The organism is Mesorhizobium sp. 113-3-9, from assembly GCF_016756515.1.
Taxonomy (GTDB): domain Bacteria; phylum Pseudomonadota; class Alphaproteobacteria; order Rhizobiales; family Rhizobiaceae; genus Mesorhizobium.
Genome location: NZ_AP023246.1, coordinates 4,332,626 through 4,347,655, shown reverse-complemented (window position 1 = coordinate 4,347,655; position 15,030 = coordinate 4,332,626). Strand labels below are relative to the sequence as shown.

The window sequence follows — 15,030 nt, the reverse complement described above, 5'->3', positions numbered from 1 at the left end:
AACACTTTTGAATCTATGCACCGCGCTTTCCGAAAATCGATTCCGATTTTCGGGCCGATGCGGCGGTTTCACGCGCCAGCATAGCATCCGCCACGGCCAGCGCGTCCACGTTGATTGCGACATCATGGACGCGAAACAGATGCGCGCCCTTGAGCCTGAGAATGACGCTGGTCGCCGCAGTCCCGGCGGCACGGTCGGCCGCATCGCGGCCGGTGACGGTGCCGATGAAGCGTTTGCGCGAGGTGCCTGCCATCAGCGGAAAGCCAAGCGCATGAAGCTCGGCAAAACGCGCCATCAGGTCGAGATTGTCCTCAGCCGTCTCCTTGGCGAAGCCGAAGCCGGGGTCAAGCACGATGCGCTCGTCCGCGACGCCGTTCCGACGGGCGATCTCCAGCGATTTCTCCAGGAAGGCGAATTGGTCGGCGATCACGTCGGGCAGTTTTTCGCGATCCCGGCCGGTATGCATGATGATGAGCCCGGCGCCGGTTTCGGCGGCGACCCGCGCAATGTCGGGCTCGCGCTGCAAACCCCAGACATCGTTGACGATATGCGCGCCCGCAGCCACCGCAAGCCGCGCCGTCTCGGCACGATAGGTATCGACCGAAATCAGCACCTCGCCGGAACGCGCCAGCGCCTCGATCACCGGCAGGATACGCGCCTGTTCCTCGCTGGCCGATATTGCGGCGCCACCCGGCCGGGTCGATTCCCCACCAACATCGATGATCCGAGCCCCTTCGCTGACCATGCGACGCGCCTGGGCCAGTGCCGCCTCGGGAGCATCAAACAGGCCACCGTCGGAAAAGCTGTCGGGGGTGACGTTGAGGATCCCGACGACCACGGCCTTGCGGCCAAGGTCGAGATGGCGTCCATGGGCCAGCTGCCATCGCCCCGCCGTCATTGCTCATCAACCATGGGCTCATCAATGATGTGTGATCCGCAAAGGATCAATTCCGTTGCGTTGGCAACGGCCGTAAAGCAAGGTGGTCGAAGAGGCAATATGATGAAACGAACCCTGCTCTGCGCGCTGCTGCTTGCTGTGACGACCGCCATTCCAGCGGGCGCGGCCAATCTGGTGAAGACATACAGCTATTTTTCCATTGGCGGGAGCACGCTCGAGGATATCGAGAAGCAGCTCTCCAAACATGGGCCGCAGGTCAAAAGCACGGGCTCGCGCCACCCCGGTGCCACCCAGATGGCCTTCACCACTCGTATCAGCTACGCCCGGCAGGCTGGCTCCTGCCGGATCGCCGACGCGGTCGTGACCCTCAAGGTCAAGGTAATCCTTCCGGAATGGCGCCGCCCGCGCAAGGCGGATGCCGATGTCAAGCTGTTCTGGGATACGCTGGCTGCCGACATCAAGCGCCACGAAGAACGCCATGTAGAGATCGCCAAGAATCATGCCCGCGAACTCGAAGACGCGCTGAAGGCAACCTATCCGCAGAAGGATTGCGATGCGGCCAAGGCAAAGGCTGCCGAGATCACCGCCGCCGTCCTCGCCAGGCACGACCGCGCCCAGGTGCAGTTCGACCGCGTCGAAAGCGTCAATTTCGAAAGCCGTATCCTGCGGCTCATGCGCTATCGCATCGAGCGCATGCAGAATGGCCAGCTGCCGCCGGCCTGAATTTCGTAGGCGCACTGAGTGGCGCCGACGCAAGCCAACCAGGCCGAAGCGTAGTGCCAGCTTCGAAAAATTTTCGAACGGCAGTCGAAATCGGCCTATACGGAACGACATATCACGGGTTGGCAGGGCACAACCCTCCAAGCACGGGCATCACGGCCGATCGCGCGGCGCCACCCACCAGACAAGCCCTATCGGTGCCCCGGACAGCGCGCAAGCACATGGACAAAAGACTTATGGACCAGGCTGTCGACAAGCAGACCATCGCGGCTGCGGCAACGCCACTGACCGAAGCCGAGAAGAACGCCATCATCGGCGGCGTGCTTTTGTCGATGCTGCTGGCGGCGCTCGACCAGACCATCGTCGCGCCCGCCATGCCGACCATCGGCCATGCGCTAGGCCATGCGCAATACCTGCCCTGGATCGTCACCGGCTACCTGCTGACCGCGACCGCCATGGCGCCGCTCTACGGCAAGATCTCGGACGTCTATGGCCGGCGGCCGACGGTCTATGCCGCGATCCTGATCTTTCTGCTGGGATCGCTTGTCAGCGCGATGGCTCCCAACATGTTCATGCTGGTGGTCGGGCGCGCCATCCAGGGCGCCGGCGGTGGTGGCCTGTTCGCCCTGGCGCAAACCGTGATCGGAGACCTTGTGCCGCCGCGAGAGCGAGCACGGTATGCGGCCTGGATTTCGGGCACCTGGGCGGTCGCCAGCATTGCTGGGCCACTGTTGGGCGGCACCTTCGCCGAACACCTGCACTGGTCGTTGATCTTCTGGATCAACATCCCGCTCGGCATCGCCGCGATGGCCATCATCAACAAGCCGCTGAGGAAGCTGCCGGTCGCGGCAAAGCGGCATCGCATAGACGGACTTGGCGCGCTGCTTTTGATCGCGGCCACCGCCCTGCTGCTTCTTGCCTTGAATTGGGGCGGCAGCGAGTATCCATGGCTGTCGCGCGAAATCCTCGGACTGGTGGTGAGTTCGGCCATCATTTGGTGTGCGTTCGCGCTGCGGCTGTTGCGTGCTTCCGAGCCGCTGATCTCGCTGGAAGTGCTCTCCAATCCGATCGTTCTAGGGGGCACGCTTTCCCTGTTCCTCCTGCAGGCCTCGAATATCGGGCTGTCGGTCTATCTGCCGGTCTACCTGCAATCGGTCATCGGCTTGTCGGCGAGCGAATCCGGCACCGCCCTGCTGGGGCTGATGCTGGGCACGGTTGCCGGCGCGACATTCAGCGGGCGCACAATTCCACGCTTCGTCCACTACAAGCGGATCGCCATGATCGGGTTGGCCTTCGCCGCCGTGTGTCTCGCCATCCTCACGCTTGTGGCCGGGCACGCCTCGTTGCTGGTCGTCGAGATCCTGACGACATGCATCGGCATTGGCAGCGGCACCACCTTTCCGGTCGCCACGGTGTCGGTCCAGAACGCGGTCGACCCCAAGCATCTCGGCGTCGCCACCGGCGTGATGACGTTCCTGCGCTCGCTGGGCAGCGCGCTCGGCGTTGCGATCCTCGGTGCCGTCGCGCTGGGCAACGGCCTGCCGCTGGCTGGTGAAGGCGCCCAGGCGGGCGGAGCCGTGGCTGGGACTTCGGCGTTCTGGGTGATCTTCGCCGCCGCCGTGGTCATGCTGGTACTGGCGCTTCTGACGCTCAGCCTGATGCCGGAAAAGCCGCTGCGCGGCCGGCCCGAGGCTCCGGTACTGGCGGACTAGACTGGAGCTATTCCAGGAAAATGCGAAGCGCCTTCCCCTGGGAATTGCATAAAATCAAGGAGATAGGGCGTCTTCCCGTTTCCGCGAAACGGTGAAACGCCCTAGGAAGCGTCCACCACGCCGAGCTTCTTCTGCAGGCTCGTGGACGAGGTCGTGTACTGGAACACGATGCGTTCGCCGGGGCTGATGATGCGCTTGGCGGCCTGCGCCATCAGCGCCACTTCATGGAAGCCCGACAGGATCAGCTTCAGCTTGCCCGGATACCAGTTGATGTCGCCGACCGCGAAAATGCCGGGCACCGATGTCTGGAACTTCTCGGTGTCGACCGGAATCAGGTTCTCGTGGAGATTGAGCCCCCATTCCGTGATCGGGCCAAGCTTCATGGTCAAGCCGAAGAAGGGCAGCATGCGTGTGCATGGCACTTCGATATCGCCGTCCGGACCGCCCTTGATGGTGGCCGATGACAGCTGGCCATCGGCGCCGGCGAGGCCGGTCACCTGGCCGACCCTGAATTCCAGCTGCTTCATCTCCTGCATGGCGTACATCTTGTTGACGCTGTCGGGCGCGGCGCGGAATTCGGGGCGCCGATGGACCAGCGTCACGCTTTTGGCCACAGGCTGCAGGTTCAGCGTCCAGTCCAGCGCCGAATCGCCGCCGCCGACGATGACCAGGTCATGGCCGCGAAAATCCTCCATCCGGCGCACCGAATAAAAGACGCTCTTGCCCTCATAGGGCTCGATGCCCGGAATCGGCGGGCGCTTCGGCTGAAACGAGCCCCCGCCAGCGGCGATGACCACCACCTTGGCCTCGAACACCTCATTCTCGTCCGTGGTCACGCGGAAGCTGCCGTCCTCCAGCTTCTCCAGGCTGGAGACCATGCGGTTGTAAGTGAAGTCAGGCTTGAAGGGGTGGATCTGTTCGAGCAGCTTGTCCACAAGTCCTTGCGCCGAGATCGAAGGCCAACCGGGAATGTCGTAGATAGGCTTTTCCGGATAGAGCTCCGCGCATTGGCCGCCTGGCTTGTCGAGAATGTCGATCAGGTGGCACTTCATGTCGATCAGGCCGAGTTCGAACACGGCAAACAGCCCGACGGGCCCTGCTCCGACAATGAGGACATCCGTCTTGATTGTTTCGGTCATGCTGTGTGTCCCCTTGGGAATGGGGCGAGACTGCATGAGCCGCGGCCTGCTGCCAAGCGGCAGCGGGAAAAATCGGCTTCAGCCCTGCCGTTCGGGCACCCGCACCACCAGACCGTCGAGCGCGTCGCGCACCTTGATCTGGCAGGACAGCCGCGAATTCGGCTGGACGTCATAGGCGAAGTCCAGCATGTCCTCCTCCATCGCCTCGGGCTCGCCGACCTCCGCCGTCCATGCCTCGTCGACATAGACATGGCAGGTGGCGCAGGCGCAGGCGCCGCCGCACTCGGCCTCGATCCCCGGCACGGCGTTGCGGATGGCGTTTTCCATCACCGTCGAGCCGTTTTCGGCATCCACGTCAAAATGTGTGCCGTCATGGGCAATGAAGGTCAGTTTGGTCATTTGTCACCTGAAGGGAGTTTCAGCCGAGATAATCACTCCGGCAAACAAGTCAACTGCCGCGCGAAAGCGGCGCTCGGTGACGTTTTTCCACAAACCGGGGTCAGCGATTGATCGCGGCGATGAAATCGCGCACTTCGTCGATCAGCGTGCCGAGCCGCTTGAGCGTCTGGCTGTCTTCCGGCCGCCGCTCGATCTCGGTGGCGCAATCGGCGATGGCGAAGGCGCCGACGCCGCGAGCCGAGCCCTTCAACCCGTGAGCCAGCAAAAGCCGGTCCTTGAGATTGGCGTCGACTATTTTGTCGCGCACGGACAGCGCCTGCTGTACAAACAGCGCCAGCACCTCCTGCTCAAGAGCGCGGTCGCCCATCGTCTGCCGGGCAAGGTGTGCCAAATCGACCGGTCGGGACTGCCTGGTTCCCGATACGTCGCCCCCGGGCATTGAGAAGGCAATGCCGCTTTCGCCACGCATGAACTCGAACTCCGTTTTCTTCGGCCGCCTGAAAAACTAGGCGAATCCAATGGACAACGGGTTAATGAATGGCCGGGAAAAATGTTGCGAAAGCGGCGCCCAAATCACGCTTCCGTTAACCTTATATTTAAAGTTTTACGTATCCCGCGGAATGCATGTTTTCTTTACCCCCCTGTGTCATTACGATACGAGGGTCCATTTTCAGCCTCCTGCGCGGGGGTAAGACAAACAGAATTATAAGCCCGCGGCAGCTAGTACAGGGTAGCGAAGGCATGGCGAAGAAACCAACGACGAACACGAGAACTCTCGACAGCGACGTGGCCAGGGAACTGGAAAAAGCGCTCGATCTCGACCTCAGCGGCGACATCGGCAGCGGCGATCTCGATATCGCGGCTTCGATGGAAGATCTGGAAGCGCAGATATCCCAGGCCGCCGACGAGCTGGCTCGCGAGGGACGCAACCAGAATCCGGCACCCGCCGCCAATCAGGCGCCCGTGATCAACCAGGCCCCCGTGACCAATCAGGCCGCGAAGCCCGCGCCAAAGGCCAAGCCCGCTGAACTGCGCCCCGTGGAGACACGCAATGGCAATGGCACGCAGCCCACGGGCTTTGCGCCGGCCAACGACGATCGTCAGAAAGATTACAAGACCCTCCTGCACAGCCTCAACAGGCGCGCTTCCAACACCGTCTACTGGATCATCGCGTTTGTCTCGCTTGCCTGGATCGCGGGCGCCGGTGCGCTCGCCAACCTGCTGTTCGGACCGAGCATCTGGCGGATCCGCACGCTCGACCAGTTCTTTGCCCGTCCCGAGCTGATTGGCCTTGCCGTCGCGGCGATCGTGCCGATCATCCTGTTCTGGGCCTTCGCGGCCATGATTCGCCGCGCCCAGGACATGCGCATTGCCGCGCAGTCGATGACGGAAGTGGCCTTCCGCCTGACCGAGCCGGAAAACATGGCGCAGGATCGCGTCATGATGATCGGCCAGGCTGTTCGCCGCGAGGTGGCGGCCATGGGCGAAGGCATCGAACGCACGCTTGCCCGCGCCGTGGAACTGGAAACGCTGGTCCACAGCGAAGTCAACCAGATCGAGCGCTCCTACTCGGAAAACGAAACCCGCATCCGTTCGCTGGTCGACGGGCTCGGCAGCGAGCGCGAGGCCGTCGTCACCCATGCCGAGCGGGTCCGCGCCTCGATTTCAGGTGCGCATGAGACGCTCAGGGATGAAATCGGCGCCGCCAGCGACATCATCCGCGACTCGATCCTCAACGCATCGACCAAGCTGTCGATGACGATCACCAATTCCGGCGACACGCTGATCGACCGCATCAATGAAAGCTCGATGTCGATTTTCGATTCGGTGGAAGGCCGGCTCGACAACATCACCGACAGGCTTACGACCTCTGGCGAGGCCTTCGCCAGCCTGCTCGACACGCGCATTGCCAAACTGACGGACACGACGGACGGCCTTACCCGGTCGCTGACCGATCTGCTCGACGATCGCACCACCGGCATGGTGTCGCTGCTTGGCGGCGCCGCGCGCACCCTCAATTCGGAATTCGAAGCCAGCCTCAACGGCATCGAGCGCACGCTCGCCGAACGCGGCCAGGCGCTGATCAGCGAGTTCCAGACCCGCGCCGAAGCGCTGGACACCGGCACGCAGAAGCTCAATGCCGCGCTTGAGGCGCGAGCCCGCCAGATCAACGAGACGCTGGTCGAGCGCGCCCGCGAAATCGCCCACACTTTCGCCGAGAGCAGGGATACGCTGAGCGCGATGATCGATCAGGGCAAGACCCAGATCGGCGCCGACATGGCCGACATCGTCACCTCGACATCGAGCATGCTGGAGGCCCGCGCCAGCGACTTCGCCGGGCGCATGGAAGCGGCGCGTCACGTTGTCTCGCGCTCCTTCGACAGCGACATCCAGCGGCTCGCCGACGCTCGCGTCGGCATCGAGGAAGCCGTCGAAAACCACAGCCGCAAGCTTTCCGAAAGCCGCGAACGCATGGCGGCCGCGATGGAGGCGGATCTTGCGAAATTCGCCGAGGGCCGCGCCGGCATCGATGCCGCCGTGACCAACCAGGTGCAGAAGCTGGCCGAGGGCCGCAGCCTGATTGCACGCGCCCTCGAAGAGGACCTGCGCAAGGTCAACGAATCGCGCGCGGCCATCGATGCATCGCTCGGCAGTCACCTCGAGAGGCTGGAAGAAGGCCGCAACCGGCTTTCTCTGGCCCTCAATGAAGACTCCGGGAAACTCGTTCAAGCTCGTACGATCATTGATGAAATGGTCGCCGGACACGTCGGAAAACTGGCTGAAGGCCGCAACATCCTGTCGCGCGCCCTGGAAGCGGATCTCGGCAAGCTGTCCGACAGCCGCGCCAGCATTGACGGGCTGGTCGCCGGCCAGGTCGAGAAGATCGCCGAAGGCCGTGCGGTGCTCGCCAAGGCGCTGGAAAACGACATTATCGGCATCAAGAACCTGATCGAGACCCATTCGGCAAAGCTGGTGGAAGACCGCACCCAGCTCGGCCGTTCGCTCGAAAGCGACCTCTCGGGCATCAGGGGCCTGCTTGACGATCATTCCGGAAGGCTTGTCAACGACCGCAGCCTGCTGTCGCAGACGCTCGAAGCCGACCTTGCCAAGCTGGCCGAAAGCCGCTCGAGCATCGACGGCCTGGTCGCCGGCCAGGTCGAGAAGCTGGCCGAGGGCCGCGATATTCTCAAGCGCGCGCTGGAGTCGGACCTCAACACCATCAAGGGCGTCATTTCCAGCCAGTCGGAAAAACTGGCGGAGGACCGCGGACAGCTTTCGCGGGTCCTGGAAGCCGACCTGCAGAATGTGAACAGCGTCATCGCCGACCACATGAACAGGCTGGTTCAGGATCGTTCGACCTTGTCGAAGGCTCTCGAGGACGACCTCGCCAAGCTCGCCGACAGCCGCTCCAGCATCGATGGCCTGGTCGCCGGCCAGGTGGAGAAACTGGCCGAAGGCCGCGACATCCTCAAGCGTGCGCTCGAAGCCGACCTCAACACGATCAAGAACACCGTTGCCGACCAGTCACAGAAACTGGTCGACGACCGCGCCCAGTTCGCCAAGGCGCTCGAAGCCGATCTCGAAAGCGTCAACGGCCTCGTCAACAGCCATTCCGAGCGGCTTGTCCAGGATCGCTCGACCCTGTCGAAGGCGCTGGAAGTCGACCTCGAAAGCGTCAACAGCCTCGTCAACAGCCATGCCGAGCGCCTGGTCCAGGAGCGCTCGACCCTGTCGAAGGCGCTGGAGACCGATCTCGACAGCGTCAGCGGCCTGGTCGCGGGCCACGCCGACAGGCTTGTCCAGGAGCGCTCGACCCTGTCGAGAGCGCTCGAGGACGATCTTGCCAAACTCGCCGAAAGCCGCTCCAGCATCGATGGCCTGGTCGCCGGCCAGGTCGAGAAGCTGGCCGAAGGCCGCGACATTCTCAAACGTGCCCTTGAAGCCGATCTCGCCAAGCTGGCCGAAAGCCGCTCCAGCATCGATGGCCTGGTCGCTGGCCAGGTAGAAAAGCTGGCCGAAGGCCGCGACATTCTCAAGCGCGCGCTGGAATCGGACCTCAACACCATCAAGGGTGTCATATCCAGCCAGTCGGAAAAGCTGGCGGAGGATCGCGGACAGCTTTCGCGGGTCCTGGAGGCCGACCTGCAGAAGCTGACCGAAAGCCGCGGTGAGATCGACAACATCATCGCCGGCCATGTCGGCAAGCTGGCCGAAGGCCGCGACATGTTGAGCCGTGCGCTGGAAGACGATCTCGGCAAGCTCGCCGAGACCCGCAAGGACGTCGACCGCTCGCTGTCGGGCCATATCGACCAGATCGCAGCCCGGAGCACCGACATTTCGGCCGCGATCGCCGCCGATGTCGACAAGATCGAGCAGGCGTTCAGCCGTCAGACCGGCATCATCGAGGAACGCGCCGGAACCATGGAGCGTGCGCTTTCGACCGGGGTCGACAACGTCCGCAACGTGCTCGAGAAGAGCGCGGTCTTCGTCGCCGGCGCATTGCGCGAAAAGGTCCTGGAAGTCACCAGCACGCTGCATGAGCAGGCCGGTGCGGCCTTCAGTGACGCCGACCGCAAGATCGCCGAGCGCGCCGAGCAGACGTCGGCCGCCCTTTTGGCGCGGGCCGAAGACATCGCCCGCACCTTCGAGGAGGCCGATCGTCGCCTCCACGCCCGTGCAGAGGATACGTCGAACGCGCTGCTTGCCCGTGCCGACGACACCTCCAGCACGCTGCTGGCGCGTGCCCATGAAACCGCCGATCAGCTGGCTGCCCGCGCAGGCGAGATCGCCGGCACCTTCGACATGGCGGACCAGAAGCTCGCCGCCCGCGCCCAGGCAACCACCGACCAGTTGGCCTCCCGGGCTCAGGACACCGCGGATCATCTGGCGGCCCGTGCAAGCGAGATCGCCGGCACGTTCGACGCGGCCGACCAGAAACTGGTTGCCCGCGCCGTCGAGACGGCACAGTCGCTGGCCGCCCGCGCCGGCGACATCCTGCGCAACTTCGAAAGCGCCGACCAGAGGCTCGGCATGCGCATCGGCGAATCGGCCGAGGCGCTGGCCGCCCGCGCTTCGGACCTCGGCCGCATCTTCGATGCCGCCGACCAGCAACTGGTTTCGCGCATCGCGGAAGGCTCGGACGCCCTGTCCAGCCGTGCGTCGGAAATCGGCCGCATCTTCGACGAAGCGGACCAGCGCCTGGTCTCGCGTATCGCCGACAGCTCGTCGACGATCGGCGAACATGCGCAGACCATCGTCGGTGCTTTCGCCAGCACCGAGCAGAGGGTCGCCGACCGTGCCCGCCAGACCGGCCAGGAACTGGCCGTGCATGCCCGCGAAATCGAGCAGGCGCTTGCCGGCGCCGACGAGCGTCTTGCATCGAGCGCGGCGGCCGCGGCCGCCCGTGTCGAGGAACAACTCTCGAGCGTCGAGAACCGGCTCGCCTACACCACCGAGACGATGGGGCAGAGGCTCAACGAACAGGTTTCGACCGCCGAGGCGCAACTCGTTTCGCGCGCCAATGTGATCGCCGAGACCTTCACCGCGGTTGGCCAGCATATCGGCCAGAGCACCAACGACGCCGCCAAGACGATTGGCGCCAACACCCGCGAACTCAACACCATGCTCGCGGCCCGCTCCGCCGAAATGTCGAGGATCCTCGACGAAACCGCCCGGCCGTTGGTCGAGCGCTTCGCCCAGGGTGGCTCGGAACTGCAGAAGAGCATGGAAGAGGTCACCGAACGCGCGACCGAGAAGCTGCGCAGCGAAAACGCCGCCCTTGTCAACGCGCTCGCCAGCCGCACCGCCGAGACCTTGTCGGCGGTTGAAGGCGCCCGCTCGTCGCTGTCCGACAGCGTTGCCGATCTCATCGGCCGCATGACCAACTCCAGCTCGCAGCTCGGTCAGCTGATCGAGCAGGCCGCGCTCAACCTCGGCCAGGTCGACGAACGCCTGACCGGCAGCACACAGAGCTTCGCGGCGACCACCGAAAAGGCGGCGCAGACCTTCGCCAGCTCGGCGCGCCTGGTCGACTCGAACACCACAAGGCTGACGGAACTGTCGTCGTCGACCTTGCGCGAAGTGGCCTCTATCGCCACCAAGTTCGATGAACACAGCCGTCTGCTGGCCAGTGCCTCGGATCTGTTGAGCTCTGCTCAGAGCAACCTCGAGCACACACTGGAAAGGCAGTCGTCGCTCGAGGATCTCGCAGTCGGCCTGGTCAAGAAGTCGGAAGATCTCGAAAGGGTCATGCGCTCCTTCGAAAATCTCGTCGGCCAGACGTTGCAGAACGCCGAAGGCAAGACGCTGGAATCGGCCGACAAGATCCGCAACGCCATCACCGATGTCGTGGATTCGGCCACCAAGCGCTTCGCCGATGCGACCGAGGAGATGCGGCGTACCGCGGGCTCGATCAAGAGCGAACTCGACCTCACCCGCGCCGAGCTCAAGAAAGGCGTCATCGAGATGCCGGAAGAGGCAAAGGAATCGACCTCTGCCATCCGTCGCGCCGTTTCCGAGCAGATCAACGCCCTGAAGGAGCTTTCCGACATCGTTGCGAAGTCCGGTCGTGGCGGCGACACCTCGGAGCCGCGCACCTTGCGTCCGGCGCCGCAAGCGCCGGCCACCCGCGCTGCCGAGCCGCCGCGTCGCGCGCCGGCGCCACAGCCGGAGCTTCGCACGCCGCAGGCGCCGCTGGGCGGTGCCGCACTGCGCGGCACGCTCGACCTCGAGCGTCCGGTTGAGGCGGCACCGCGTCAGCAGCGTCCCGACGCCAACACCCGCACGCCACAGGGCGGCTGGGTGCGTGACCTCCTGACCGCGGCGTCGAACGATGCGGATCTCAGGCCGGCGGCTCCACCCTCGGCGCCCGCGGAAGCACCGCGCGCGGCCCCTGCCCAGCGCTCGCCACTGCATGTGGTGGAATCGCTGAATTCGCTCTCTGTCGACATTGCACGGGCCATCGACCACGACGCTTCGATCGAGCTGTGGAACCGCTATCGGCGCGGCGAGCGGGACGTGTTCACGCGCCGGCTCTACACGCTGAAGGGCCAGCAGACGTTCGACGAGATCCGCCGCAAATACCAGGGAGAGGCCGAGTTCCGCGCCGCTGTCGACCGTTACTGCGACGACTTCGAGAAGCTGCTGAAGGATGTCTCGCGCAACGACCGCGACAACATCATGGCACAGACCTACCTGACGTCGGACACCGGCAAGGTCTACACCATGCTGGCCCACGCCAGCGGCCGCTTGCACTGAACCGGAATTGAACAGGCGGGGCCCCGCCCCGCCTGTGACTGCCTCAAAGCTCCGTCGCTGAAACGTTCTCGCAGCTGCGAGCCGACGAATGCGCTCGATACGCTCGCGGCGCGAAGTCCGATTTCCCGACGGCGCGAAGACTACGGGCCTGCCGCCCTGATCCTCGATAAAAAGGGGGCCGACCGTGAAGACTGCAATCATATTCGACTGCGAGTTTCTCTGCCTTGAGGGTTCGCAACGCAGATTCTGGTGTGCTGCCCACGATCCCGACCCTGTCATCGCCCAGATCGGCGCTGTCAGACTTGGGCTCGAAGATGATTTTCCGCTGCTCGGTACACACAAGGCCTATATCAGACCGATCGACCGGTCTGGCCGGAGATATGCACTTGACCCGTTCTTCACCAAACTGACCGGTATCACTGAGGAAAACATCGAGACCGAAGGGGTCGCGCTGGGAGAAGCCCTTGCCGACATCGATCGTTTTTCCGGCGGTGCGCGATTCTGGTCCTGGGGCAAGGACGAACTGAACATGATCGCCATCTCCTGCTATGTCGCGGGCATTCAGCCTTCCATCCCGGCTACCCGGTTTGACAACGCCGTGAAGTTGCTGATCGCGGCCGGGATGCCGATCGAGGATCTGGCGAGGACGCCGAGCAACAAGCTTGCGGATTATTATGGTGTCGAACACCCGCCACTACAGGGCCACGACGCGCTCGACGATGCGCTGTCAGTGACCTACACCTTGCGGCACCTGATGAAGACTGGAAAGCTGCGGCCGGAGGTCTTCGACCGCCTTTAGCCTGGAAGCGTCGGTGTATCCGGCGCGCCGGGCGCTCAGATCACCGAATCAGTCCAGCGGACGATCTGCTTGGCGGCATCGCCAAACGCAGCGTCCAGCGCACTGACATAGGCGGAATTGCCGCTGCCCGAGACCGGTGCGGTCGCGGTGAAGCTCTTGGACGCGCGCACCTCGCCGTTGCGGTCGTTGAGGATGCGCACGAACAGGTCGACTTCGGCGTGCTCGCCACCGTCGACGCGCACCTCGAACGAACGGATCTCGACGATGACCTGATAATCGATCGCTAGGCCCTCGCCCGGCTTGCCGACACCGGCAAAGCTGCCCGAGCGCTGGAATGTCTCGGCCAGTCGCGCCTGCACGATCAGCGGCAGGCGGTCGGCCCATTGCGCGCCCTTCAGATACTGGATCGAGCGGTCGGAGGGTTTGATTACGATGTTCTGGCTGTCCAGCGCCTTGAGCGCCGAGGGCTGGGCGATCAGGATTTGCTTGCGGCTGTGGCCATGCGCGTCGACCGAAGGCGCCGACAACTCAAACGTGTCAAGCGGCGCGGGTCCGCCACCGGGCAACGCCGCGCAGTTGGCGAGGACCAAGGCAAGCAATGCCAGGCCCGATCTGGACACAATCGACTTCACGCGCGACCCCTGCTGTCCCCGTTATGTATCGACCTCAAAATAACCTGCATCCGCAATGACTGTTTCTGGGGCGAGCGGACGTCGAAGTCAACGCCGCGCCCTGCCATCGAATTGCCGAACCTCGCCGTCGCCACCGGAAAGAATGCGCTGCGGATTGCGGCTGAGATCCGTGACCGCCTCCTCGATGCGCGAGATCGAGCGGCGGCTGTCCTGCACCAGCGCCTCGACATTCGACAGGCCCTGGCCGGAGAAACGCGCCAGATTGTCGGTAATGACACCTAGCCGCGCATTCAGCGTATCGGCAACCTGCTTGAACGACTTCAGCGTATCCCTGGCGTCGGCCATCACGCCGTCGGCCTGCCCCGATCCAAGCAAGGTGTCGACCCTGGCAAGGATGCCGTCGACGCGCACCGAGGCATCGTTGAGCCGCTGCGCCAGTTGCTTGGCGTCCTTGATCGTCTGGTCGATATCGTCGGCGCGGTTGGCGAACTTGTCGGTCACCACGGCAATGTCGGCGGCGGCCTTGTTGGCGTTCTCGCTGGCCTTCTGGATGTTGGCCAGGGCCGCACGCACCTGCGCCGGGTCGACACCGTCCAGCACGCCGTCCACCTTGGCCAGCGTTCCCTGCGTCTGCTTGGCAAAATCATTGACGGATCCGACCGCGGTGTCGACATTCTTGATCACACCGTCGAGCTGCTGCGATGTCTGCTTGAGGTTCGCGGTCACCGTATCGACATTGGCGACGATGCTCTTGATCTTGTCCCTGTCGACGGCATTGAGCAGGCCTTCCGCCGCCTTCAGCGTGCCGTCGAGCTTGCCGGACACGCCCTTCAGTTCGTCGGACAGCGCGCTGACGCTGGACAGGAACTTGTCGATGCCGTCGGAATTCTTGGCCAGCGCATCGGAGAACGTCTGCACGTTCTGGACCGTCTGCGTCAGCGGCCCACGAACATCCTTGGTGAAGCCCTCGAGTTCGGTCAGCACCTTGTCGGCACGGGTGAAGATGTTCTGCGCCGTCTGCAGCAGATTGGTCACGGCGGACGGATTGGCGACAATCTCGGCGACCTTGCCTTCCTTTTCGGCCTGATCGAGGAGTTTCACTTCCTTGGGGTCGGCGCCCTTGAGCTCGATGTTGGCCTGCCCGGTGAGGCCGGCAAGGCCGATATCGGCCTGCGTCGACTTGGTGATCGGCGTCATCCGGTCGATCTCGGTGTCAGCGATGGCGACAGTCGGGTTGTCCACGTCGATATAGACGCGCTTGACGTCACCGACCTTGACGCCGTTGAACAGCACGAAGCTGCCGCGGCCGAGGCCGGAGGCCGAACCTGGAATGCGCACACGCAACAGCGTCGTCTCGCCCCTGTCACCGATCGCCGCCGTCCAGTAGACGAAGCCGAACGCCGCCAGGATCGCAACCAGCGTAAAAATGCCGACAATGACGTAGTTGGCTCTGGTTTCCATTGCTTCACTTATG

The 15,030-nt window shown here is 63.8% G+C and carries 10 protein-coding genes; 4 read left to right on the top strand and 6 right to left on the bottom strand.

All coding sequences use genetic code 11. From position 1 onward, the window contains the following. Positions 1 to 13: 13 nt before the first annotated feature. Positions 14 to 898, bottom strand: a complete 885-nt coding sequence (gene folP, locus MesoLj_RS21025) for a dihydropteroate synthase (protein WP_202322213.1) — start codon at positions 896 to 898, stop codon at positions 14 to 16. Between the two features lie 99 nt (positions 899 to 997). Between folP and MesoLj_RS21020 the strand changes: the two genes are divergently transcribed. Beyond that, on the top strand, positions 998 to 1,621 hold the full coding sequence (locus tag MesoLj_RS21020) for a DUF922 domain-containing Zn-dependent protease (RefSeq protein WP_181179920.1): 624 nt from the start codon (positions 998 to 1,000) through the stop codon (positions 1,619 to 1,621). A gap of 233 nt (positions 1,622 to 1,854) precedes the next feature. After that, entirely contained in the window at positions 1,855 to 3,330 is a 1,476-nt protein-coding gene (locus MesoLj_RS21015; RefSeq protein ID WP_202327385.1) for an MDR family MFS transporter, read from the top strand. Between the two features lie 101 nt (positions 3,331 to 3,431). Here MesoLj_RS21015 and MesoLj_RS21010 read toward each other — a convergent pair whose 3' ends face one another. The 3 genes from MesoLj_RS21010 to MesoLj_RS21000 form a co-directional block, all read right to left on the bottom strand. Next, positions 3,432 to 4,469, bottom strand: a complete 1,038-nt coding sequence (locus MesoLj_RS21010; protein WP_202322211.1) for an NAD(P)/FAD-dependent oxidoreductase — start codon at positions 4,467 to 4,469, stop codon at positions 3,432 to 3,434. Positions 4,470 to 4,547: 78 nt separating this feature from the next. After that, positions 4,548 to 4,868, bottom strand: a complete 321-nt coding sequence (locus MesoLj_RS21005) for a 2Fe-2S iron-sulfur cluster-binding protein (protein ID WP_137931040.1) — start codon at positions 4,866 to 4,868, stop codon at positions 4,548 to 4,550. 100 nt (positions 4,869 to 4,968) lie between these two features. Then, on the bottom strand, positions 4,969 to 5,337 hold the full coding sequence (locus MesoLj_RS21000; RefSeq protein ID WP_140773357.1) for an Hpt domain-containing protein: 369 nt from the start codon (positions 5,335 to 5,337) through the stop codon (positions 4,969 to 4,971). 272 nt (positions 5,338 to 5,609) lie between these two features. On the opposite strand from MesoLj_RS21000, the gene MesoLj_RS20995 reads away from it, so the two are divergent. Together MesoLj_RS20995 and MesoLj_RS20990 are read left to right on the top strand one after the other, a co-directional pair. Further along, positions 5,610 to 12,125 (top strand): kinesin, encoded by a 6,516-nt coding sequence (locus tag MesoLj_RS20995; protein ID WP_202322209.1) that lies wholly within the window; start codon positions 5,610 to 5,612, stop codon positions 12,123 to 12,125. Between the two features lie 184 nt (positions 12,126 to 12,309). Beyond that, positions 12,310 to 12,924, top strand: coding sequence for a 3'-5' exonuclease (locus MesoLj_RS20990; RefSeq protein WP_202322207.1), 615 nt, complete (start codon positions 12,310 to 12,312; stop codon positions 12,922 to 12,924). Between the two features lie 35 nt (positions 12,925 to 12,959). On the opposite strand, the gene MesoLj_RS20985 is transcribed toward MesoLj_RS20990, so the two are convergent. Further along, on the bottom strand, positions 12,960 to 13,556 hold the full coding sequence (locus tag MesoLj_RS20985) for an ABC-type transport auxiliary lipoprotein family protein (RefSeq protein WP_202322205.1): 597 nt from the start codon (positions 13,554 to 13,556) through the stop codon (positions 12,960 to 12,962). A gap of 87 nt (positions 13,557 to 13,643) precedes the next feature. Continuing rightward, positions 13,644 to 15,017, bottom strand: coding sequence for an MlaD family protein (locus MesoLj_RS20980; protein WP_140773351.1), 1,374 nt, complete (start codon positions 15,015 to 15,017; stop codon positions 13,644 to 13,646). Positions 15,018 to 15,030 lie beyond the last annotated feature (13 nt).